The organism is Micromonospora sp. NPDC049114 (assembly GCF_040648635.1).
Taxonomy (GTDB): Bacteria; Actinomycetota; Actinomycetes; order Mycobacteriales; family Micromonosporaceae; genus Micromonospora.
Genome location: NZ_JBEZEA010000002.1, coordinates 910,405 through 930,805 on the forward strand (window position 1 = coordinate 910,405; position 20,401 = coordinate 930,805).

Below are 20,401 nucleotides of genomic sequence, written 5' to 3' on the forward strand. Positions count from 1 at the left end.
CGCGCGGATCGCCCGCACCTCGTCACCGGCTGGCCACGGTGGTGCGAGCCAAAAGAGCGCCTTCCGCTGAATCCGCTGCACCCCTCGGGGTGGTCTCTTAGGCTGCGTGGGCGGGCACCCGGCTCGATGAGGGCGTCGCAGTGACGCTGTCCGGGCTCGTCGGGGTGCTTCCCTCGGCGCCCGGGCTCCACCACTACGTCAGTCGGCACAGAAGCTGCCGCTTCGGCGCGCGACGCCCCCGGTTTTCGCGGTCGACGGCCGGGCCCGGCTACCGGTGAGGAGCAGGAGCACCGATGACCCCCAGCGAACAGCAGCACCCGGAGATCATCGTCGGGCTGGTGGCGACCCCGCCGGACCAGCCCGCCCGGGTGGCCGCGCCGCTCGCCGCCGAGTTGGCCGCCCAGCTCGCCGAGCGGGTCAACGCGGACGTGCGGTGGACCGTCCGGGAGGGCTGGGGCGAGGTGGCGCCACGTCGCAACGGCGGCGTTGAGGCACTGCTCGACGATCTTGCCCAGCGGCGTGCCGACGACCAGTGGGACATCGCAATCTGCCTGACCGACCTGCCACTGCACGCCGAGCGGATGCCGCTGGTCGCGCAGACCTCGGCCCGGCGCCGAGCCGTGATGGTGTCCCTGCCCGCGCTGGGACTGCAACAGCTGCGAGCGGTCCGCTCGGCCATCCCGGATCTGGTGAGCAGGCTGCTGACCGACGCTTCCGACCAGCGAATACCGCCGGCCGGCTGCGCACCGGCCGAGTTGGCACGCCGGGTTCCCGCCGTACACCGGGTCATCGGCGAGGCCGACACCGGCGAGCGGCGCTACGTCGCCTCCGGGTTGATCGGCCGGGCACGGCTGGTGGCCGGCATGGTCCGCGCCAACCGCCCGGGGCGTGCCCTGCTGGGCCTGTCCAAGCTGCTGGTCGGCGCGTTCGGCACGGCCGCGTTCGCGCTCACCACGGACACCATCTGGCAGATGGGCGATGCGCTCGGCGGACTCCGGCTCGCCGTGATCATGCTACTCGGACTGGCCGCGCTGGTGGCCTGGCTGATCGTCGCGCACGACCTGTGGGAGAAGCCAGACCGCGAGACACCGGCTGAGCTGGCCCGCCTCTTCAACCTGGGGACGGTCCTCACCCTCACGCTGGCCACGGCAGTGTCCTACGTGGTGTTGTTCGTGGGAACGGTGCTCGTCGGAGCGCTGTTGATCGACACATCCGTGCTGCAACAGACCCTGCAGCGACCGGTCGGTTTCACCGACTATCTGACGCTCGCCTGGATCACCAGCTCGCTGGCCACCGTCGGCGGGGCGATCGGCTCCGGACTGGAGAACGAGGAGACGGTGCGGGCCGCCGCGTACGGCTACCATCCCGAACCCGACGGCTGGCGGGACGAGACGGCCCGTCCATCGCGGGCGGGATGAGCGGTCAGGTGCGACCGAACCGCTGATGATCCAAGGGCGATCTCGATGCAGCGGCCGATCGGCGGATTCGGGTGGTTCCCAGGGGGTAACCGGGCCGCGATGAGTCGTGCCCCGGGGCACCGTGAATCGGGCTGCCCGGGCGGGCGCGACCGGATACGGAGGCTACCCGTGACCGGACTGGCGACCCGAGAGGCGACCAAGGCCAGGCAGGACGAGGTACAGCGGCGAGGGCGCGGGCTCGGCTGGATGAGCCTCGGCCTGGGCGTGGCACAACTGGCGGCATCGGACACGGTACGCCGGATCAGCGGCGTGGACGACTCCCCGACGTCCCGGGCGGTGGTGCCACTCGTCGGGGCGCGGGAGCTGATACACGCGGCCGGGCTCCTGACGAGCCGGCGCAAGAGCATGTGGGCCTGGACCCGGGTCGCGGGCGACGCGATGGACGTGGCCTCGCTCGGACTGGCCATCGCCCACCGCGGCGGGCGCCGCCGTCGGCGGCTCCTCGTTGTCACCGGCGCCATCGTCGGGATCACGGTGGTGGACCTGTTGACCGCCGTACAGGCCACGCGGGCGAAGGAGGTCGGCGCGGTACGAGGTTCACGCAGAGGAGGACCCATGGAGCTGACAGCCACGACAACCATTCGCAAACCGCCGCCCAAGGTCTACGCGTTCTGGCGCGATCTGGACAACCTGCCGACGTTCATGGCTCATCTCGAAAAGATCCGCTCCACCGGTAACCGTACGAGCCACTGGTCCGCCAGCGCCCCGTTCGGCACGAACGTCGAGTGGGACGCGGAGATCGTCGACGACACGCCCGGCGAGAAGATCGCGTGGCGGTCGACCGGCAACGCCGACGTGCCGAACGCCGGTACGGTCCGGTTCGTGCCCGCCCCGGATGGCCTGAGCACGGAGGTGCACGTCGTTCTGTCGTACGACATCCCGGGCGGGGCGATCGGCAAGGCGGTCGCCAGGTACTTCGGCGAGGAGCCGCACCAGCAGCTCGACGACGACCTGCGCCGGCTCAAGCAGGTGCTGGAGACCGGCGAGGTGGTCCGGTCCGACGGCGCCCCGTGGGGCAAACGGGCCCGCAAGGAGTTCCCGCAGCGTCCGGCGCAGCCGCTGTCGGATGCCGAGTTCGCGAAGGGGGCCCAGGCATGAGGGCGAACACCTGGGCCGGCCGGAACAAGGTCAAGGTCCGTGACGTGCCGGACCCGCGGATCCTGAACGAGCGCGATGCCATCGTACGGATCACCTCCACCGCGATCTGTGGCTCGGACCTGCACCTCGTCGACGGTTATGTGCCTACGATGCAGAACGGCGACGTCATGGGTCACGAGTTCATGGGTGAGGTGATCGAGGTCGGCCGGGGCGTCGATCCAGGTCGGCTGCGTAAGGGTGACCGGGTCGTCGTGCCGTTCCCGATCGCCTGCGGCGCGTGCGGCGCCTGCGCCGCCGAGCTGTACTCCTGCTGCGAGAACTCCAACCCCAACGCGGGGATCGCGGAGAAGATGTTCGGTCATCCGGTCGCCGGGATCTTCGGCTATTCGCATCTGACCGGCGGCTTCGCGGGCGGTCAGGCGCAGTACGCGCGGGTGCCGTTCGCCGACGTCGGTCCGCTGAAGATCGAGTCCGACCTGACCGACGAGCAGGTGCTGTTCCTCTCGGACATCCTGCCCACCGGCTACATGGGTGCCGATATGTGCGACATCCAGTCCACCGACGTGGTGGCGGTGTGGGGCGCAGGCCCGGTCGGCCAGTTCGCGATGGACAGCGCCCGGATGCTCGGCGCCGCGAAGGTCATCGCCATCGACAAGGAGCCGTACCGGCTGCAGATAACCGAGCGGGCGGGCTATACGCCGGTGAACTTCGAGGAGGTGGACGTGCGGTCCCGGCTGCTGGAGCTGACCGGTGGGCGGGGACCGGACAAGTGCATCGACGCGGTCGGCATGGAGGCCACCCACGGCAGCGCGGCCCTCTACGCCTATGACCGGGTCAAGCAGGCGGTCCGCTCGGAGTCCGAGCGCCCGCACGCGCTGCGGCAGGCGATTCTGTCGTGCCGCAGCGGCGGCATCGTGTCGGTGATCGGTGTGTACGGCGGCTTCCTCGACAAGTTCCCGGCCGGGGCGTGGATGAATCGGGCGCTGACCCTGCGTACCGGCCAATGCCACGTGCAGCGCTACATGAAGCCGCTGCTACAGCACATCGAACGCGGGGAGATCGATCCGACCCGGGTCATCACCCACACCCTGCCGCTCGACCAGGCAGAACGCGGCTTCGAAATGTTCAAGAACAAGCAAGACCACTGCGAGAAGGTCGTTCTCAAACCGTGAGCCACCACCCGCATCCGGCCACCGCCGCCCGCGCGGTGGCCGGATGCGCCACATCAAGAGGCGTCGACCTGCGGGCACCAGGCATCCGCAACCGAGCCGCCCACCTGTTTGCCGCAGACGGCCCCGGGTAGGCGCAGTCGGTGAGCGGGCCAGACACGGACCTAGGCACCCGATCGGACACCAGCCGCGCCGTCGCGTTCAGCGATGCCATCTTCGCCATCATCATCACACTGCTGGTCCTGGACCTCCGGGTACCGGACGTCCCGCCCGGCCACCTCCTGTCCGGCCTGCTCAGCCAGTGGCCGTCGTATGCCGCGTATCTCGCCTCCTACTCGTACGTGGCGGTCGTCTGGCTCAATCACAAGGCGGCGTTCAACCGCATTCAGCAGGTCGATCGCGGCCTGCACTGGATGAACCTGTTTGTGTTGTTCAGCACGGCGCTGCTGCCGTTTCCGACAATCGTCGTGTCGCACGCGTTGCAGGAGCACGACAACGCGGACCAGCGGGTGGCTATCGGCTTCTACGCGCTGATCGGCGCGTTGCTGTGTGCGACGTGGCTGGCGTTCTACCACTACCTGGCCCGAAACCCGGACTTGCTGAAGGACCAGGTGAGGGACGGCTTCTTTCACGTCGAGCGATTCCGGGCCCTCGCCGGGGTCGTCCTGTACGTCCTCGCGGGGATAGTCGGCTATCTGGTGGCGCCGTTGCTCGGCCTCGCCATCTTTCTCCTTCTACCCGTCTTCTACGCGATCACCAGCGCCGGCCTCTACCAGTCGCGGGTGATCCGCCGGATCACTCACGAACCTGACCCACCAAGAGGCTGAGGCGGGCGATCGGCGGTTTCACCAGGCGGGCGCCGCTACAAGATCTCGAGCGGTTGCGGACCGGTCGGCGGCGGGAACGCCGTGTCGAGTGCCGCTACATCCTCCTCGGTCAACTGCAGGTTTCGCGCTTCCGCGTTCTCCCGGGTGTGTTCCGGATTGGACGATCGCGGGATGGCCCCAACCATCTCCTGCCGCAGCACCCAGGCCAGCGCCACCTGGGCCGGGGTGGCCCCGTGCCGGGCGGCGATCTCCGCGATCTGGGAGTGGCCGAGCAGTCGGCCCTGCTCGATCGGCGAGTAGGCCATCGCCGGAATCCCGTGCTCGCGTAGCCACGGCAGCAGGTCGTATTCCGGGCCGCGGCGGGTGAGGTTGTACAGGATCTGATTGGTCGCGCAGTCTTGCCCGCCCGCTGCCTCGAATAGCTCCGTCATGTCGGAAAGATCGAAGTTGCTGACGCCCCACTGCCCAATGTCACCGGCGTCGACGAGTTCGGCGAACGCCTCGATGGTCTCCGCGAGTGGATGCGAGCCGCGCCAGTGCAGCAGGTAGAGGTCGATGTGGTCGACGCCGAGTCGTTGCAGGCTGCGGCGGCAGGCCTGCACGGTTCCCCGTCGGCTGGCGTTGGACGGCAGCACCTTGTCGACCAGAAAGACATCGGCGCGTCGTCCGGTGATCGCTTCGCCGACGAGTTCCTCGGAAGCGCCGTCACCGTACATCTCCGCAGTGTCGATCATGGTCAAGCCCAGGTCGAGCCCGGTGTGCAGGGCGGCGATCTCGTCCCGCCGCCGTGCGGGGCGCTCACCCAGGTACCAGGTCCCCTGACCGAGTACGGGCATGGTCTGGCCGGACGGCAGCTCGATCATTTGTCGACCTTCCTGAGCCTGGGTACCAGTAGATTGCCTGGGTTACCCGCTGCGGCAGGCGGCACACGCGAGGTCCGCACCGGGGAGCCGCCCCCGCCCGCCACTGACGGAGTGGAGGACGTGGAGACATACCCGCCGGTCAGGGCTGGTACTGGCTGCGGGTTCGGGGCAGCCACTGGGGGTGTTGGTCACGCAGGTAGCGGATCAGTCCCTCGCGTAGGTCGCAGCTCAGGTCCCAGGCGCTGGCACCGTCCGCAGCAGAGGCCTGCACCTGGACGATCACGGTCTGCGCGGTGGCGTCGACCATCTGGAGCACCCACTGGCTGCGATCCCACAGCAGTGCGGACTCGACCAGTCGGCGTGCCTCCCGGCGCAGGTCGTCCAGGTCCGCGGTGTGGTCGACGTGGATCTGGATCTTGCCGATCACCCGCGACTCGTTCCGGGTCCAGTTCTGGAACGGCCGCTCGGTGAAGTACGTGGTCGGCAGGATGAGAATCCGTTCGTCCCAGAGCCGGATTACCACGTTGGTCAGCTTCACCTCCTCGACCCGACCCCATTCGCCCTCCACCACCAGCACGTCGCCGACGTGCAGCCCGTCGGCGAAGGCGACCTGGATGCCGGCGAACGCATTGGCGAGCGCGGTTCGGGCGGAGAGGCCGATCAGCGCGCCGACCACCCCGGCCGAGGTCAGAATCGAGACGCCGAAGAGGCGTACCGGCCGGAAGGTGATCAGGATCAGGCCGATCGCGAGGACCGTGACAACAGCCACCGTGAGCCGCCGCACCGGACGGATCTGGGTCCGGGCCCGCCGGACCCGCCGGTTCGTTGCCAAATTACTCGGCAGTCGACTGAACGCGACCGCTTCGGCCACGTGCAATGCCCTGACCACCAGCCACGCACCGACGGCGATCAGGACCAGCAGGGCGGCATGCCGCAGATAACGCCCCCACCCGGCCAGTTCAGGCGGCAGCGCGTAGTACAGCGCCCCGACCAGCAGAGCCGTGGCTGCCGGGCGGCGGCAGGCGAGCCGCAGCGGCTCCAGCAGCCACCTGTAGCGGCCCCGGGCAACCCGGCGCACCAGCACGCCGGAGACCAGGTCGACGACCACAGCCGTCGCCAGCGCGGCCAACACGATCAACGCGGTATGCATCAGAAGCCGTTCACCGTGATCCTGATGCCACCCTCCCCCGGGCTCGCTGCCCGGTCCACGGGCCCAGGGTGCCATCCGATCCGGTGGCGGGCGGCAACATCGGCAAACAGGCGCTGAACGAGCCTGCCGCAAACGCCCGACAGTGGGTGCCGGTCTGCCTGCCTGGTTGCCACGCCTCTCGCCGCGAACGTCGCGACCGCCTCCCCGGCACGCTCGACCGGCCGGTGCCCGCGCCACGGGTCGGGCGTTGGTCCGCACCGAAGACGTGTTGCGGCCGGCCCTCGTTCAGGGTGTCGGCGATGCTGTGGGCGTGGAGTATGTGTCCAGACTGCCGCGGCCACCGCTGGACCGACTGATCGACGACATCTACTACCTGGAAGGTACGCCGCCGTACGCCCGGCTGATGCTGCCGCCGATGCCGGGGGCGTTGCTGATCGTGAACCTCGGAGCGCCGTTCCGCATCCGCGGCGGCACCGACATCGAGGCGGCCGACTACGCCGACGGCTGCGTGGTCACCACGCCCACCCGCGCGCTGGAGTTCGGCTACCCACTCCCGACCCGTTCCGTCGGCGTACACGTCAAGCCGTGGGGGCTGGCGCCGTTCCTGCCGATGCCCGCGGCCGAGCTGTGTGACCGGCCGGTGACGATGGAACAGGTGTGGGGCCGGCCCGCCGTTGCTGAGCTGCGCGACCGGCTGGCCGCGTCGGCCGGACCGCACGAGATGCTGACGCTGCTTGAGGACGAGCTGATGCGGCGGCTGTGCGAGACCGCCGGCCTGGGGCTGGTCAGGCACACGAGCAGTCTCATCGCGACGACCAGCGGGAGCGTGGCGATCGGCGACCTGAGCGTGGCAGCCGGTGTCAGCAGCACCCATCTGGCACGGCGTTTCAAGGAGCTCATCGGCGTCACACCGAAGCGACTGGCCCGCACCCACCGCTTCGCCGCCACCGTGCTCTCGATCGATCCCGCCGGACCGATCGACTGGGGCCACCTCGCCGGCGGCGCGGGCTACTTCGACCAGGCCCACTTCGGCCACGAGTTCCGGGCGTTCACCGGCCTCACGCCGACCCGGTACGTCGAAGTCCGGCGGCGGTTCCTCCGCGACCATCCCGGCCACGTGCTGGACGGCTGGCCGCTGCCAATCGATTGATTTCTTACAAGAACGACGGCTCACGGCACGCTAATTTGAGGGCCCCCAGGCAGAGGAGAGCCCCGTGGGCACTGTCGTCATGTACAGCTCGGTGTCGGTGGACGGCTTCGTCGCGGACGAGAACGACCAGCCCGGCCCGCTGTTCGACTGGTTGTCCAGCGGTGACGTCCCGTTGGACGACAGCGGCGCGCTGATGGTGTCACAGACGTCCTACGACTACACCCGGCCCTACTGGGACCAGATCGGGGTGACAGTCGTCGGCCGCCACGTCTTCGACATGACTGACGGCTGGGACGGTAAGCCTCCGGGCGGGATCGACCACGTGGTCGTCGTGACGCACCGGCCGGCACCCGAGGGTTGGGACCCGGAGGCGCCGTTTCACTTCGTCGACGGCGTCGAGGCGGCCATGGCCAGGGCGCAGGAACTCGCGGGTGACCGCGTGGTCGAGGTGGCCGCTGGCGACGTCGGTGGCCAGGTGCTCGCCGCGGGCCTGATCGACGAGGTGCGCATGGACGTCGTACCCGTCGTGTTCGGGTCCGGCAAGCGCTACTTCGGGTCGGTCGACGCGCAGCACCTGTTGGAGGACCCTGACGTGGTGATTCCGGGCAACCGGGTGCTTCACCTGCGCTACCGGGTGCGCCGCTGACGGTGCGCGGTGGGCGGGTTGCGATGGCGACGCGTCCGTCGGAGGTGGATCGCGCAGCCCGTGCCGGACAGGGCATAGTGACCCGCGGCACCATCGACCGATATTGCCTGCCCTTGGAATAGGTGGTTGGAAGTGACGACGCGCTTACGTGTCCGATGGACCCGAGCGGCCGCATTGATCATGCTGACCGGGGGGACGCTCGCCGTGTCGGCGGCGCCTGCGGCGGCCGCCCCGGAGACCGTCAGCATCCTGAGCGTGTCGGCGGAGAACGTGAAACCCAACGAGACGGTACGCGTGCGCTACCGCGTCACCAACAGCGCAAGCCGGGCCGAAAAGGCCATCGTGGTGGTCGGTGGCGGCTTGCGGTGCACCTCCGGATGCCGGGCGGAGCCGAACCTCAAACCCGGCCAGAGCCAGAGCTTCGAGGCGACGCTGGTCGCCCCCGCGGCTCGCCCGGGTGAGATCACCGGCCTCAACATCTCGATCGGCGTACGGCTTGCCGAGCAGAACAGCTATGCGTACAAGATGGTCTACGTCCACGGCCCCGGCGCGTCGTCGTCCGCCAGCGGCAAGCCGGCGGCCGGGGTGAGCGGGGTCTCCGGCCGGGTCCGCGACTCCGACGGGAAGGCGATCGCCGGCGTGGCCCTGACCATCCAGGACAGCGCCGGGCACGAATACCGGACGACCAGCGGCCCCAGTGGCCAGTTCTCGATCACGTCGAGCGCCGGCAGGACGATCGCCGCGGGAGCCATCACCGTCCGCGCGACCAAGGATGGCTACCGCGCCGCTCGCACGACGGTACGCGGCAGCGCCGGTGACGCCGCGACCGTGCGGCTGACCCTCTCGGCGGTTGCAGCGCCCACCAGGACGTCGGCGTCGCCGACGGCAGAGGAGAGCCCTCTCGCCGCGGCAGGCGACGGCACCCCCGAGGCCGCCCCGCCCACCCTCAAGGCCGTCAGCGACGAGGGAAGCAGTTCGTCGCCGTTCTTCCTCCTGGGCGGCGTGCTTGTCGCCGCGGGCCTGGGCGCGCTCGCACTGGTGGTGATGCGCCGCAGGAGCGCACCGGAGGAGGACGTTCCCTCGACGACCCAGCCGTTGGCGCCGGCCGGTGGGGGCATGGTCGATGCTCCGACGGTTGTCCTGCGTCCCGTCAGCAGGTCGCCCTTCCAGGAGGGCTGAGCCGACAGTTACCACGTCCGAGACGCAGCGGTGCGGTCGCTCGGCGACCGGCCGCGATGGTGTCCGGTCTCACCGATGGTTCTCCGGGCGGATCGCGCCAGGGGCCCGGTACTCTTGATCGAGTACAGACTGTCCCCATATGTCCGCCATCCCAGGGGGGACCCCATGCCCGCTCACGAGACCAGCCGGATCGACCTCGCACACCTGCGGGAAGTGCTCGACGGGCCATGGGCCGAGGTTCGCAAGGCACACCGGGATCACCTCGACGAGCGCTTCCTCCCGGTGTACGGCGAAACCGGTGACCAGGCACGGGAGCGGATCACCCGGCTGCTCACCCAGCTCCCCGTCGAGCTGGGCATGGCGTCGGGCTTCCCCACCGAGTACGGCGGCAGGGGCGACGTCGGCGGCTCGATCATCGCCAGCGAGATGCTGGCGCAGGTCGACCTGTCACTGATGGTCAAGGCGGGCGTGCAGTGGGGCCTTTTCGGCGGCGCGGTCGCCGCCCTGGGCACCCGGCGCCACCACGACGCCTATCTGCGGGACATCGCCTCGGGCAAGATCTTCGGCTGTTTCGCGATGACCGAGACCGGCCATGGATCCGACGTCCAGCAGCTGCGCACCACCTGCACGTACGACCCGCAGACGCAGACCTTCGATCTGCACACCCCGCACCAGGCGGCCCGCAAGGACTACATCGGCAACGCGGCCCGGGACGGGCGGATGGCGGTGGTCTTCGCGCAGCTGATCAGCGGTGGGCAGCGGCACGGCGTACACGCGTGGCTGGTGCCGATCCGCGACGAGCGGGGCAACCCGCTGCCCGGCGTGACCATCGGCGACGCCGGCCCCAAGGCCGGCCTGCTCGGCGTGGACAACGGGCGGCTCAGCTTCGAGCACGTCGAGGTGCCGCGGGACATGCTGCTGGACCGGTACGGGCAGGTCGCGGAGGACGGGACGTACGCCAGCCCGATCGAGAACGACTCCCGGCGCTTCTTCACGATGCTCGGCACCCTGGTCCGTGGCCGGGTCAGCGTGGGCGGCGCCGCGTCGGCAGCCACGAAGTCGGCGCTGACCATCGCGGTGCGCTACGGCGACATCCGCCGCCAGTTCGGCACGCCGGACGCCGACCGGGAGGTGCTGCTCAACGACTACCTGGCCCACCAGCGCAAGCTCCTGCCCGCCCTGGCCACCACGTACGCGCTGCACTTCGCCCAGACCGAGCTGGTCGCCGCGCTCAGTTCGGTGCAGGGCGGCGACGGGCCGGTCGACGAGCGCCGGCAGCGGGAGTTGGAGTCCCGGGCCGCGGGCCTCAAAGCGGCGCAGACCTGGCACGCGACGCGCACCATCCAGATGTGCCGCGAGGCGTGCGGCGGCGCCGGTTACCTCGCCGAGAACCGGCTACCCAGCCTCAAGGCCGACACCGACGTCTTCACCACGTTCGAGGGCGACAACACGGTGCTGTTGCAACTGGTGGCCAAGGGACTGCTGACCGGCTATCGGGACGAGTTCGGCTCGTTGGACGGCTGGGGTCGTGCCTCCTTCGTCGCCGAACAGGTCCGCGAGATGGTGCTGGAGCGCACCGCCGCGCGGTCGCTCATCGAGCGGCTGATCAGTGCGGTGCCCGGACGCGACGACGAGGTCGCCCTCACCGACCGCGGCTGGCAGCTCAAGGCCTTCGAGGACCGCGAGAGGCATCTCCTGGAGGGCGCGGTCCGCCGCCTGCGCGGTGGCGCGGCCACGAAGAAGGACCATCCCTTCGACATCTTCAACGACGTCCAGGATCATGTCCTCGCTGTTGCCGCCGCGCACGTCGACCGGGTCACCCTGGAGGCGTTCGTCGCCGGCATCGAGGGTGTCGCCGACCCGACGTTGCGGGATCTGCTGTCCCGGGTCTGCGACCTGTACGCGCTCAGCGTCATCGAGGCCAACAAGGGCTGGTACCTGGAGCACGGCCGTCTCACCCCGGCCCGATCCAAGGCGATCACCGGTGTGGTGAACAGCCTGCTCAAGGAGCTACGCCCGCACATGCGGACGCTCGTGGACGGTTTCGCGATTCCGGATTCGTGGCTGCACTGCGCGATCCTGCGCGAGGAACTCGGCCGGCAGGAGACGATGGCCGCCCATGACACCGCCGGGGAGCCGCAGGTGGTCCCGGCGTAGTCCGCGGCTCGCGGCGTTCCGAACCGGGCCCACCCCGACTGCCCCTCTATTGCCGCTCATCGATTCATGGTAGAAATCCTCCACAGTGGCTGCCAGAGGCCAAGGATTTCTTCACATGTGGAGGCGGCGTGCGGGCATTCGCCGGGTGGCTTGTCGTTCTCACCGTTGCCGCAGGTGTCGTGGCACCGGCTGGCCCGGTCGCGGGTGCCGCGACAACCGCGCCAGCACCGACTGCCGTGGTGCCGCTGGCCACCGGCCCGCAGCCCGGCACCTTCACCGGCCGCGGGTTCGACACCTGCACGGCGCCGGCACAGGCCGCCATGGACACGTGGCGGGCCAGCTCGCCCTACGGCGCGATCGGCATCTACATCAGCGGGGACAGCCGCACCTGCTCCCAGCCCAACCTCACGCCGACGTGGGTGGCCAACCAGACGAACAACGGATGGCGACTGCTCCCCATCGAGCTGGGCTACCAGGCACCCTGCGGCACTCGCGCTCCGAAGATGTCCGCCGACCCCACCACCGCCCGGTCACAGGGCGTCTCCGCGGCGAACCGGTCCGCGAACGCCGCTCAGGCACTGGGCATCGGCAGTGCGAGCACCATCTACAACGACATCGAGCAGTACCCGACGAACGCGTCGTGCCGGGCCGCCGTGTTGTCGTTCCTGTCCGGCTGGACCGAGCAACTGCACGTGCGCGGCTACCTCGCCGGCATGTACTCCAGCGGCTCGTCCGGCATCAAGGACGTCTGCGACGCGTACGGCAACCCGAGCTACACCCGACTCGACCAGATCTGGATCGGTTGGTGGAACGGGGTGGCCGACACGCGGGCCGGCAGCTACTGCGCCGACGCCTACTACGCGAACCAGCAGCGGGTCCACCAGTACGCCGGCGACGTCACCGAGACGTGGGGCGGCGTGACGATGAAGATCGACCGCAACTACCTCGACGTGAGGGTCACCCAGACCCCGCCGCAGCAGTGGACCGCGACCATCGACAACAGCACCTCGGGCGGGTTCACGGCGAGCACCGCGTGGGGCACCTCGACCTACTCCGGCCAGCGGTACGGCACCGACTACCGGTTCGCGAGCCCGGTGTCGTCCAGCGACGTCGCCTGGTTCCGGTCGACGATTCCGACAACGGGAAACTACGAGATCTCGGTCTGGTACCCGGCCGACGCCGGCTACAACGATCAGACGCCGTACCTGGTGGCGACCACCACCGGAAACCTGTCGGTGCCCGTCAACCAGCGGGCCAACGGCGGCCGATGGGTCTCGATCGGTGTGTTCACCTTGGCCGCCGGCACGGGCAACACCGTCGGCGTGAGCCGCTGGACCGGTGGCACCGGACTCGTGATCGCCGACGCGGTACGGATCACGCGGGTCTGAACCCTCACGTCGGGGCGAGGCGCCTTTTCACCGGGCCGACCACGCCCGCGCCGCCGACAACGACTACGGCCTCGGCTCTTGCCCGGCGACGGCCGCATCGACGACCGCGACGGGAGTGCCAAGCTCGACGGTACGGGAGACGGTGCACAGGCGATCGTGGGACTGCTGCAACGACCGGGGCAGCGCCTCACGCGCCCGGTCCCCCTCCGGCCCCGCCGGGAACGTCACGGTGAACTCGACCCTGATGTTCTGCATACGGTTTCCACCGACCTCGTCCCGGATCTTGTCGCCGCTGACCTCGACGGAGAACCCGGTCGGCTCGGCACGCCGGCTGGTGATGTGGTCGACGTCCACCGCGCTGCAACCACCGATGGCGGCCAGGAGCAGCTCCACAGGCGTGAAACTGGCGTCCTCGCCCGTACCCATGGACAAGGAACCGCCGCGGACGTTCCGCGCGACGTAGTTTCCCACGCTGGTGCGCTCGATCTCCACCGAGCGGAAGGTGTCGTCACTCATGACAGGCAAACTACCGTGTCATCCGTCGAGCGATCTGGTGGTGGCGCGCGCCCCCGCAAGGAAGGCGGTGGCAACGTCCCCTTCGGTCGGGGAGGCCGCCCCTCTTGGACGTACACTCGGTACACCATCTGGATGCCCGGGCCTGTCGAGCGACGTGTATAAGTTGTCCAATGGTTGAAAGTGCCTCATGTTCCGGCGCGTCACCCGCCGCACCCGACGGCGCTGACGTTGCCGCGCTGCGCTACCTGCAGCAGGTTCACGGCCCGGTGCTCCTCAACTTTCTGACCCGGCTGACCAACGGCGACGTGCACCGGGCCGAGGACATCGTGCAGGAGGCGCTGCTGCGGGCCTGGCGTAACCCGGAAGCCCGCAACGCCGACGGACGGTGGAGCCGCGCCTGGATCTTCACGGTGGCGAAGCGCATCTTTATCGACCAGGTTCGCGCCGCGCAGGCGCGGCCCGCCGAGCTCTCGGACGAGCACATCGACGCCCACGCCCACTTCGAGGACCCGATCGAGCAGGCACTTGACGCACAGGAGGTCCGCGCGGCGCTCAACTCGCTGCCCGAGCGACTCCGGATCACGCTCGTCGAGATCTACTTCCAGGAACGGTCGGTGGCCGAGGTCGCCGAGATCCTGGACGTTCCCGCCGGAACGGTGAAATCCCGCACCTTCTACGCGCTTCGGGCACTGCGCGAAGCTCTCGCCGGACGTGGTTTCATGATCCGTCCGGACGACAGCTCGATGCGCGCGGGTGCCGCAAAGAAGCCCACCGAATCGTGAACCGGCGACGACCGGGATCCGTCTTCGTTGCGCACGAACCTCTGATCCAGGCTCAACCGAGCAGATGGGTGGACTGATGACTCAACGCGCTACCTTACGGTCGCGATGGCGGCGGGTGATGGCGACGACCCGGGGCCAGGCGGAAGTGGTGGCCTTGACGCTCACCATCGTCCTGTGTGGCGCACTGGCCCTCGATGTCGTCCCGGCGGTCGCCGACAACGAGAAGCTGGTGGGGCGCCCGGTAGCCGACGAGGACGTGCCGTCCCTCGTCGCCGCCGCCCTGTCCTGCCCTGCCCTGACCCCGCCGAAGATGGCGGCCCAGGTGATGGCCGCTACCGCGTTCGGCTCCGACGGCGCCAACAAGGGCCTGGCCGGGATGGACGACGCGACGTGGTCGAAGTGGCGGCCGTCGGCCGACGCCAATCGCACCGACCCTGCGGCAAGTGTCCTGGCCATGGCCCACCGCACGTGCGAGGTCGTTGGCCAGTTGCGCGCGGCCGACGTCGACGGCGACCTCTGGGCCGCTGCCATGGCCGCGGACAAGGTGGGCCTGCAGGCAGTGATCAAGGCGAAGGGCGTACCGAAGACTGCCGAGGACCACGTCGACAAGGTCACCGCCTACGCCAACTGGTACGCCGATCAGCCGCAGTTCCGCCTCGGCAGGACCGCCGAGGTGATGGTCTCCCCGTCGGCCGATCAAACCGTGGCCGTACCAGCCACACTGGTCAGCGCCGTCAACGCGGCCGGGCGGGTCTGCCCCACCGTCACCCCCGCCCGGATCGCCGCGCAGCTACGTGCCCTGTCCGGCTTCAACACGAACCTGCGCTCGCCCTCAGGTGCCGCCGGAATCGCCCAGTTCTCCGACAGCATGTGGGATCAGTACAAGCCGGGAACGGCGGCCTCCGTCTGGAACCCGGACGACGCGATCCTCGCCATGGGCGCCGCCATGTGCGACATGACCAACCAGTTCGTCGGGCTCAGCGGCGGGGACGCGTACACGCTGGCACTCGGGGCGTACCAGTGGGGCATCGACGTGATCCGGCGGGCCAACGGCCTGCCCCGCGCCAACGTCCCGCAGTTGGCCGACGAGGTCGTCACCTACATCAGCGTGTACGAGAAGGACAGTCGGCTGACCACCGCGGTGGTCAAACCGACGCCGAGCGCCTCGCCCAGCAAGGCATCGCCCTCGGCCTCGCCATCGGCATCGGCATCGGCACCCGCACCGAAGGTGACCACGAAGGCGCCGGCGAAGCCCGCGACGTTCCCGTTCGATCCGAATGCCCGTTACCAGATCCGCAGTGCCTGGGCAGCAGCCACGCTCGATCTGCCGGGCGACAGTGTCAAGCCGGATTCTGGGACCCGGGTTCAGCTCTGGAACAACCAGAACGCGAAAGACCAGTACTGGCGAATCCAGAAGGCGAAGACCGACGGGTACGTCATGTTCCTCAATGACTTCACCGGGCAGGCGCTCGCCATCGAGAACGGGTCCACCGACAACTACGCGAAGGTGGTCGTCGCCACCAAGGACGTCAACTCCACGACGCAGCAGTGGAAGATCACCGACGCCGGCGACGGCAAGGTGTCCATCGAGAACCGGAAGTCCGGCAGGGTGATGGAGCTGCTCGGCGATGATCTCGGCCCGCAGAACGCCGGCACCTGGAACGGTTACTTCGTCGAACAGTACGACCGGATGCCGACGGTCAACCGAGACCAGTTCTGGATGCTCGTCAAGTAATCGCCCGGAGGGAGGGATGACGGTGTCGGACGAACACGTCGGGGACGATCTCCTCGGCTTGCATCACCTGGGTGAACTGGACCCGGCGCAGAGCGACGTCATCCATCGCCACCTGGCGGCATGCGCCGAGTGCCGGGCCAGGGCGGACGGGGTCGTCGAGACCCTGGCCGCCCTGGCCCTGCTCGCTGACGTCGGCGGCGAGGCTCCGGTCAGCGCCGACGACCGATCGACGGCTCACGTCGTCGCCCGGCCGCACCCGACCGGCGGCGACCGGAGTGCTGTCCCGCCGGACACGCGCCCGACGGGCCGCTCCGAAAGGCCCGGCAGCCGCCCCGGCAGGCCGCGGACTGCCGCACGCCGGCTGCGGCTGATCCGCGCGAGCGGCCTGCTCGTTCTCGTGCTGGTCCTCGCCGGGCTCGGGCTCGGCGCGATCGTGCGCGGTCCCGAGACAGACGACGCGACGACCGTGGCGACAGTCGCGGCCAAGGCCAGCGACACGAGATCCGGCGCCTCGGCATCCGTCTTCCTCACCGAAGACGAGGACGGTGTCACGGTCCGGGCCACGGTCAGCGGGCTGCGCTCCGGCACGCGGTACGTGCTCTATGCGGTCACCTCCGACGGGGACAGCCGACCGGTGGGCCGCTGGGCGGGCACCTCGCCCGTGCACGAGGTCACCGGCGAGCTGGACGGCGTACGTCTGAAGGAGCTGTCGTTCTTCACTGTCTCGCCGGAGGCCGGCGGGGTGGTGGTGTCGGTCTACCTGCCCGGCGTCGCCGGCGCCCCGGTCTCCGGGCAACCCGACTGACCCGCCGACCCGCAGGTGACCGGTGAGTGGGTCGGAGGCGCCGTCGTCAGTGCTGTAGGTGCCGAACTGCATAGGTACGCCCCGGAAGCCGGTCCCTGAGATGCCCGGTGACACCATCCGATTCAATCCCGGACGGCTACGACAAAGGTGAGACGCATGTCCTTGATCACTCGGTCGGCACTTCGTGCGGGCTTGGCCGTGAGCGCGGTGGTAGCGCTGCTCGGCCTCACCGCGACCGCCGCGCAGGCCGACGAGGATTACGTGAAGTACTACACGGTGACCTCGTCGCAGAACGGTGCGAAGGAGAACCTCAGCGAGATCGCCGAGCGCTTTGTCGGCGACAGTGCCCGCTCCGCCGAGTTGTTCAACCTCAACTCCGGACGGCCACAGCCCGACGGCGGCGTGCTCGTGGACCCCGCGCGGCTCAACCCCGGCTGGATCCTGATCCTGCCCTGGGACGCGGTCGGCGGCGGCGTGCAGTACGGCGTCCTGCCCGACAAGTCGCCGACGGCCAAAGTGATCCCCAAGCCGGGCGTGACGCCCACGCCACAGGCATCGCGTACGACCCCCCAGCCCGGCGGGACCGCGACGGCGACCACAAGGCCCACCCCGAGCAAGAGCCCGTCGAAGGGCGGCCAGACGGGCAAGCCCGGCAAGGGAGGGCCGTGTGCGACAGCTGCCGCGTCCAGCGGCACCTCCAGCTGGGCCCAGCTACGACTCGCCGCCGACCAGGCCTGGCCGCAGAGCCGGGGCAAGGGTCAGCTCGTCGCCGTTGTCGATTCCGGAGCGGACGGCAGCCTGCCGCAGCTGACCGGGCACATCGCCGTCGGCTCGGACATCGTCACCGGCAGCGGCCGTGGTGACACCGACTGTCTCGGCACCGGGACCGCCATGGCCGGGCTCATCGCCGCACAGCCCAGCTCCGGTGGAGGTATCACAGGGGTTGCGCCGGACTCCACGGTCCTGCCGATCCGGATAGCGGGCACCAGCACGAAGGTGCGGGCGGCCGACGCCGCCGCCGGAATCAACGCGGCAGTCGGGGCCGGCGCCACGGTCATCGCGCTCGGACCCTATGTGGACGCCGCCGACAAGGGCGTCGCGGACGCCATCGCTGACGCTCTGAAGCACGACGTCGTCGTCGTACTCGGGGCCGCCCGCCGTCCGACCCCGGCTGAGGCGGACGCCGCTACCGGTGACGGCCGACTGCGCGTCGGCGGCGTGGGTGTGGACGGCCAGGGCGCCGACGACTATCGCAAGGGCGGCGTGGACGTCGTGGCGCCGGGCGTCAACGTCACGAGCACCGGCATCACAGGTACCGGCTCGATGACGGGCAGCGGCACCCACTATGCCGTGGCCTTCGTCGCGGGCACCGCCGCACTCGTCCGGAGCGCGTACCCGGAGTTGACAGCTCAGCAGGTTGCCCATCGGCTCCAGGCGACCGCCGACAAGATCGGCAGCGGAACGGCCCTCGACGGCCGCTTCGGCGCGGGAATGATCAATCCTGCCGAGTCGGTCACCAAGGTGCTCCCGGAGGAGGCCGTGTCCCCCGAATCCGACGAGCAGAGTCTGGCCCGGATCACCTCCGGAGCAACCGGCGGCCGGTCGGCGCTGCTCATCGTGGTGACGCTTGTCGCCCTTGCCGCGGCAGTCCTGCTGGTCGTCCGCATCCGCAGGCTGCTGCGGGACGAGGCGGTGCCCGAGGAGGAAGCCGTCGATCCGCCGGCCGGCGACGACACTCCGCCACCTGCCACGCGTCCGCCGGCGGTCAGGCCGGGCGCCCAGCGGGACACGACCCTCATCACCCCGGGAGCACGGCCGGGCACGAGGGACGGCGACCCCGCGACGCCTACCTCACCAACTCCGACCTCGTTCAGTCCCGACGCGAAGGCCGGCGTCCCGGTCTCGCCCGGGTCGTCCGAGCGGGGCACTGGCACTCCACAGGCGTCGACCGCGGACCGCGAGGCATCGGTGGGAGCGAAGTCGGACAAGAGCGCGGAATGACCACCGCCATGCCTGGAGGCCCACGACAGGCAGTAGGCGAACCGTGGATGTGAGGCGGGTGGCCGACGATGCCGGGCACGTCGAGGAGTTGCTGGGCCTCTATCACCTCGACGTGCTCGACGCGACGTCGGCAGCGCGGGTACGTGAGCACCTCGACGCGTGCGCCGCATGCCGGGTCGAGGCGGACCGGCTGTGCGAGGTGCTCGGCGTGCTGGCGCTGCTGACCGACCAACGGGAGACGCTTGTCAACGCGTACGGGGCCCTCGGCACCGCAACACCGCCGGCGTTCCCGGAACACTTCGCGCCGATCGAGGAACCGGAGGACGAGTCCCGTCGCCCGCGGCGTCTGCCCTGGACGCACCGGCTGGGCCGCGTAGAGGCGGCGGACACGTCTGCCGCAAGCCCTCCGGCCGTCGCCGCAGCGCCCGAAGCGCGGCCCGCTGCCACACCGGCCGGTTCGCCTGTGGCTCCGGGACACCGTACGGGGACTCCACACCGCCCGTCGACGCCAGAGCCTTGCGCGCCTCCCCCCGAACCGGCCGAACGCCACGGCTCCGCCACACCGCCTGCCGGATCCGCCACACCGCCTGCCGGGTCCGCCGCACCACCTGCCGGATCCGCCGCACCGGCTGCCCGATCCGCCGCACCGGCTGCTGGCCTGCCCGCCTCGTCACCGGGCCTGCCCGCCTCGTCACCCGACCGGCCCGCACCAGCACCGGGCCGACCTGCCACATCGCCTGCCGGCATGCCCGCCGCGCCTTCCCTGCCGTCAGCTGCCGTTGCCGCGCGCCCGGCACCGGGCCCGGCCGCCGCGGCGACGCGTGTGTCGCCTCCCCGGTCGTCGCTCCCGGCCGATGTGCCCGCGCCCGCCGCGACTGTCGCTCCGGGTGCCCGGCCCGAGCCTGTGGTCGACGCTGCTCCCGCCCCCGAGGTTGCTGCGCCCGCCGCTGCCACGCCCGCCATGGTCGGTCGACCCCGGCGAGCCGGGCGTACGCGAGCATTGGTGCTCTCCATCGGGATGCTGGCCACGTCCGTGACGCTGGGCGGTCTGGCCGTGGGTGCGCTGCTGCGCGACGGCGACGAGTCGACAGCGCCCGGCGTGCCGATAGTCGTCAGCGCCGCGGCCTCGGCGACGGACGTGGACAGTCACGCCGAGTTGGCCGTATCGCTTACTCAGGCGAACGGGTCGGTGCAGGTGCGGGCGACGGTGACCGGCCTGCAGAAGGATGTCGGCTACCGGCTGTACGGCTACAGCCTCGACGGCACCCGATGGCCCGTCGTCAACTGGACCGGCGGGGCCGACAAGGTGCAGGAGGTCACCGGCACGGCGCCCGTCGCGATCGCCGACGTGTCGCACTTCGTGGTGCTGCGCAGTGACCGGACCACAGTGGTGACGGTGTACCTGTCGAAGAGCGAGGGCGCGAACCTCGGGCCGAACGGCAGCTGACCGAGGTCCG

General features: G+C 70.0%; 17 protein-coding genes and 1 pseudogene. 15 read left to right on the forward strand and 3 right to left on the reverse strand.

The genetic code is table 11. The annotated features are described in order from the left end of the window. Positions 1-293 precede the first annotated feature (293 nt). The 4 genes from AB0B39_RS11585 to AB0B39_RS11600 all read left to right on the forward strand — a co-directional run bounded on the left by AB0B39_RS11585 (position 294) and on the right by AB0B39_RS11600 (position 4,572). A complete protein-coding gene (locus AB0B39_RS11585) occupies positions 294-1,418 on the forward strand; it encodes a hypothetical protein (RefSeq protein ID WP_357492972.1) in 1,125 nt (374 codons plus the stop codon). Between the two features lie 168 nt (positions 1,419-1,586). Next, a complete protein-coding gene (locus AB0B39_RS11590) occupies positions 1,587-2,576 on the forward strand; it encodes an SRPBCC family protein (RefSeq protein ID WP_357574242.1) in 990 nt (329 codons plus the stop codon). Continuing rightward, the gene (locus AB0B39_RS11595) at positions 2,573-3,748 is read left to right on the forward strand and encodes a zinc-dependent alcohol dehydrogenase (RefSeq protein ID WP_357574243.1); all 1,176 of its coding nucleotides are present in this window, start codon (positions 2,573-2,575) and stop codon (positions 3,746-3,748) included. Before AB0B39_RS11590 ends, AB0B39_RS11595 begins: the two co-directional genes overlap by 4 nt. Before the next feature lie 140 nt (positions 3,749-3,888). Further along, the gene (locus tag AB0B39_RS11600; protein WP_357492977.1) at positions 3,889-4,572 is read left to right on the forward strand and encodes a TMEM175 family protein; all 684 of its coding nucleotides are present in this window, start codon (positions 3,889-3,891) and stop codon (positions 4,570-4,572) included. Positions 4,573-4,607: 35 nt separating this feature from the next. On the opposite strand, the gene AB0B39_RS11605 is transcribed toward AB0B39_RS11600, so the two are convergent. Beyond that, positions 4,608-5,435, reverse strand: coding sequence for an aldo/keto reductase (locus AB0B39_RS11605; RefSeq protein ID WP_357574244.1), 828 nt, complete (start codon positions 5,433-5,435; stop codon positions 4,608-4,610). 139 nt (positions 5,436-5,574) lie between these two features. Further along, entirely contained in the window at positions 5,575-6,585 is a 1,011-nt protein-coding gene (locus tag AB0B39_RS11610) for a mechanosensitive ion channel domain-containing protein (RefSeq protein ID WP_357492981.1), read from the reverse strand. Between the two features lie 319 nt (positions 6,586-6,904). Here AB0B39_RS11610 and AB0B39_RS11615 point away from each other — a divergent pair, with 319 nt between their 5' ends. The 5 genes from AB0B39_RS11615 (at position 6,905) to AB0B39_RS11635 (ending at position 13,105) form a co-directional block, all read left to right on the forward strand. Beyond that, positions 6,905-7,735 carry a helix-turn-helix domain-containing protein gene (locus tag AB0B39_RS11615; RefSeq protein WP_357574245.1) on the forward strand — a complete coding sequence of 277 codons (831 nt, stop codon included), beginning with the start codon at positions 6,905-6,907 and terminating at the stop codon, positions 7,733-7,735. Between the two features lie 64 nt (positions 7,736-7,799). After that, positions 7,800-8,381 carry a dihydrofolate reductase family protein gene (locus AB0B39_RS11620; protein ID WP_357574246.1) on the forward strand — a complete coding sequence of 194 codons (582 nt, stop codon included), beginning with the start codon at positions 7,800-7,802 and terminating at the stop codon, positions 8,379-8,381. Between the two features lie 180 nt (positions 8,382-8,561). Continuing rightward, positions 8,562-9,560 carry a carboxypeptidase regulatory-like domain-containing protein gene (locus tag AB0B39_RS11625; protein WP_357574247.1) on the forward strand — a complete coding sequence of 333 codons (999 nt, stop codon included), beginning with the start codon at positions 8,562-8,564 and terminating at the stop codon, positions 9,558-9,560. 165 nt (positions 9,561-9,725) lie between these two features. Then, positions 9,726-11,717 carry an acyl-CoA dehydrogenase gene (locus tag AB0B39_RS11630; protein ID WP_357574248.1) on the forward strand — a complete coding sequence of 664 codons (1,992 nt, stop codon included), beginning with the start codon at positions 9,726-9,728 and terminating at the stop codon, positions 11,715-11,717. Between the two features lie 128 nt (positions 11,718-11,845). After that, a complete protein-coding gene (locus AB0B39_RS11635) occupies positions 11,846-13,105 on the forward strand; it encodes a glycoside hydrolase domain-containing protein (RefSeq protein ID WP_357574249.1) in 1,260 nt (419 codons plus the stop codon). 63 nt (positions 13,106-13,168) lie between these two features. Here the strand turns inward: AB0B39_RS11635 and AB0B39_RS11640 are convergent, their stop codons facing one another. Continuing rightward, entirely contained in the window at positions 13,169-13,621 is a 453-nt protein-coding gene (locus AB0B39_RS11640; RefSeq protein WP_357574250.1) for an OsmC family protein, read from the reverse strand. A 170-nt stretch (positions 13,622-13,791) separates the two neighbouring features. Here AB0B39_RS11640 and AB0B39_RS11645 point away from each other — a divergent pair, with 170 nt between their 5' ends. From AB0B39_RS11645 to AB0B39_RS11670, 6 genes and pseudogenes are all read left to right on the forward strand, one after another. Next, the gene (locus AB0B39_RS11645; RefSeq protein ID WP_357492995.1) at positions 13,792-14,403 is read left to right on the forward strand and encodes a sigma-70 family RNA polymerase sigma factor; all 612 of its coding nucleotides are present in this window, start codon (positions 13,792-13,794) and stop codon (positions 14,401-14,403) included. 76 nt (positions 14,404-14,479) lie between these two features. Continuing rightward, positions 14,480-16,138 carry an RICIN domain-containing protein gene (locus AB0B39_RS11650; protein ID WP_357574251.1) on the forward strand — a complete coding sequence of 553 codons (1,659 nt, stop codon included), beginning with the start codon at positions 14,480-14,482 and terminating at the stop codon, positions 16,136-16,138. A gap of 22 nt (positions 16,139-16,160) precedes the next feature. Beyond that, complete coding sequence (locus AB0B39_RS11655) at positions 16,161-16,943, forward strand: zf-HC2 domain-containing protein (protein ID WP_357574252.1); 783 nt, start codon at positions 16,161-16,163, stop codon at positions 16,941-16,943. 156 nt (positions 16,944-17,099) lie between these two features. Continuing rightward, positions 17,100-18,944 carry a S8 family serine peptidase gene (locus AB0B39_RS11660; RefSeq protein WP_357574253.1) on the forward strand — a complete coding sequence of 615 codons (1,845 nt, stop codon included), beginning with the start codon at positions 17,100-17,102 and terminating at the stop codon, positions 18,942-18,944. A 58-nt stretch (positions 18,945-19,002) separates the two neighbouring features. Next, positions 19,003-19,107: pseudogene (locus AB0B39_RS11665) on the forward strand (zf-HC2 domain-containing protein); the annotation flags it as partial. A gap of 840 nt (positions 19,108-19,947) precedes the next feature. After that, a complete protein-coding gene (locus AB0B39_RS11670) occupies positions 19,948-20,391 on the forward strand; it encodes a hypothetical protein (RefSeq protein ID WP_357574388.1) in 444 nt (147 codons plus the stop codon). Positions 20,392-20,401 lie beyond the last annotated feature (10 nt).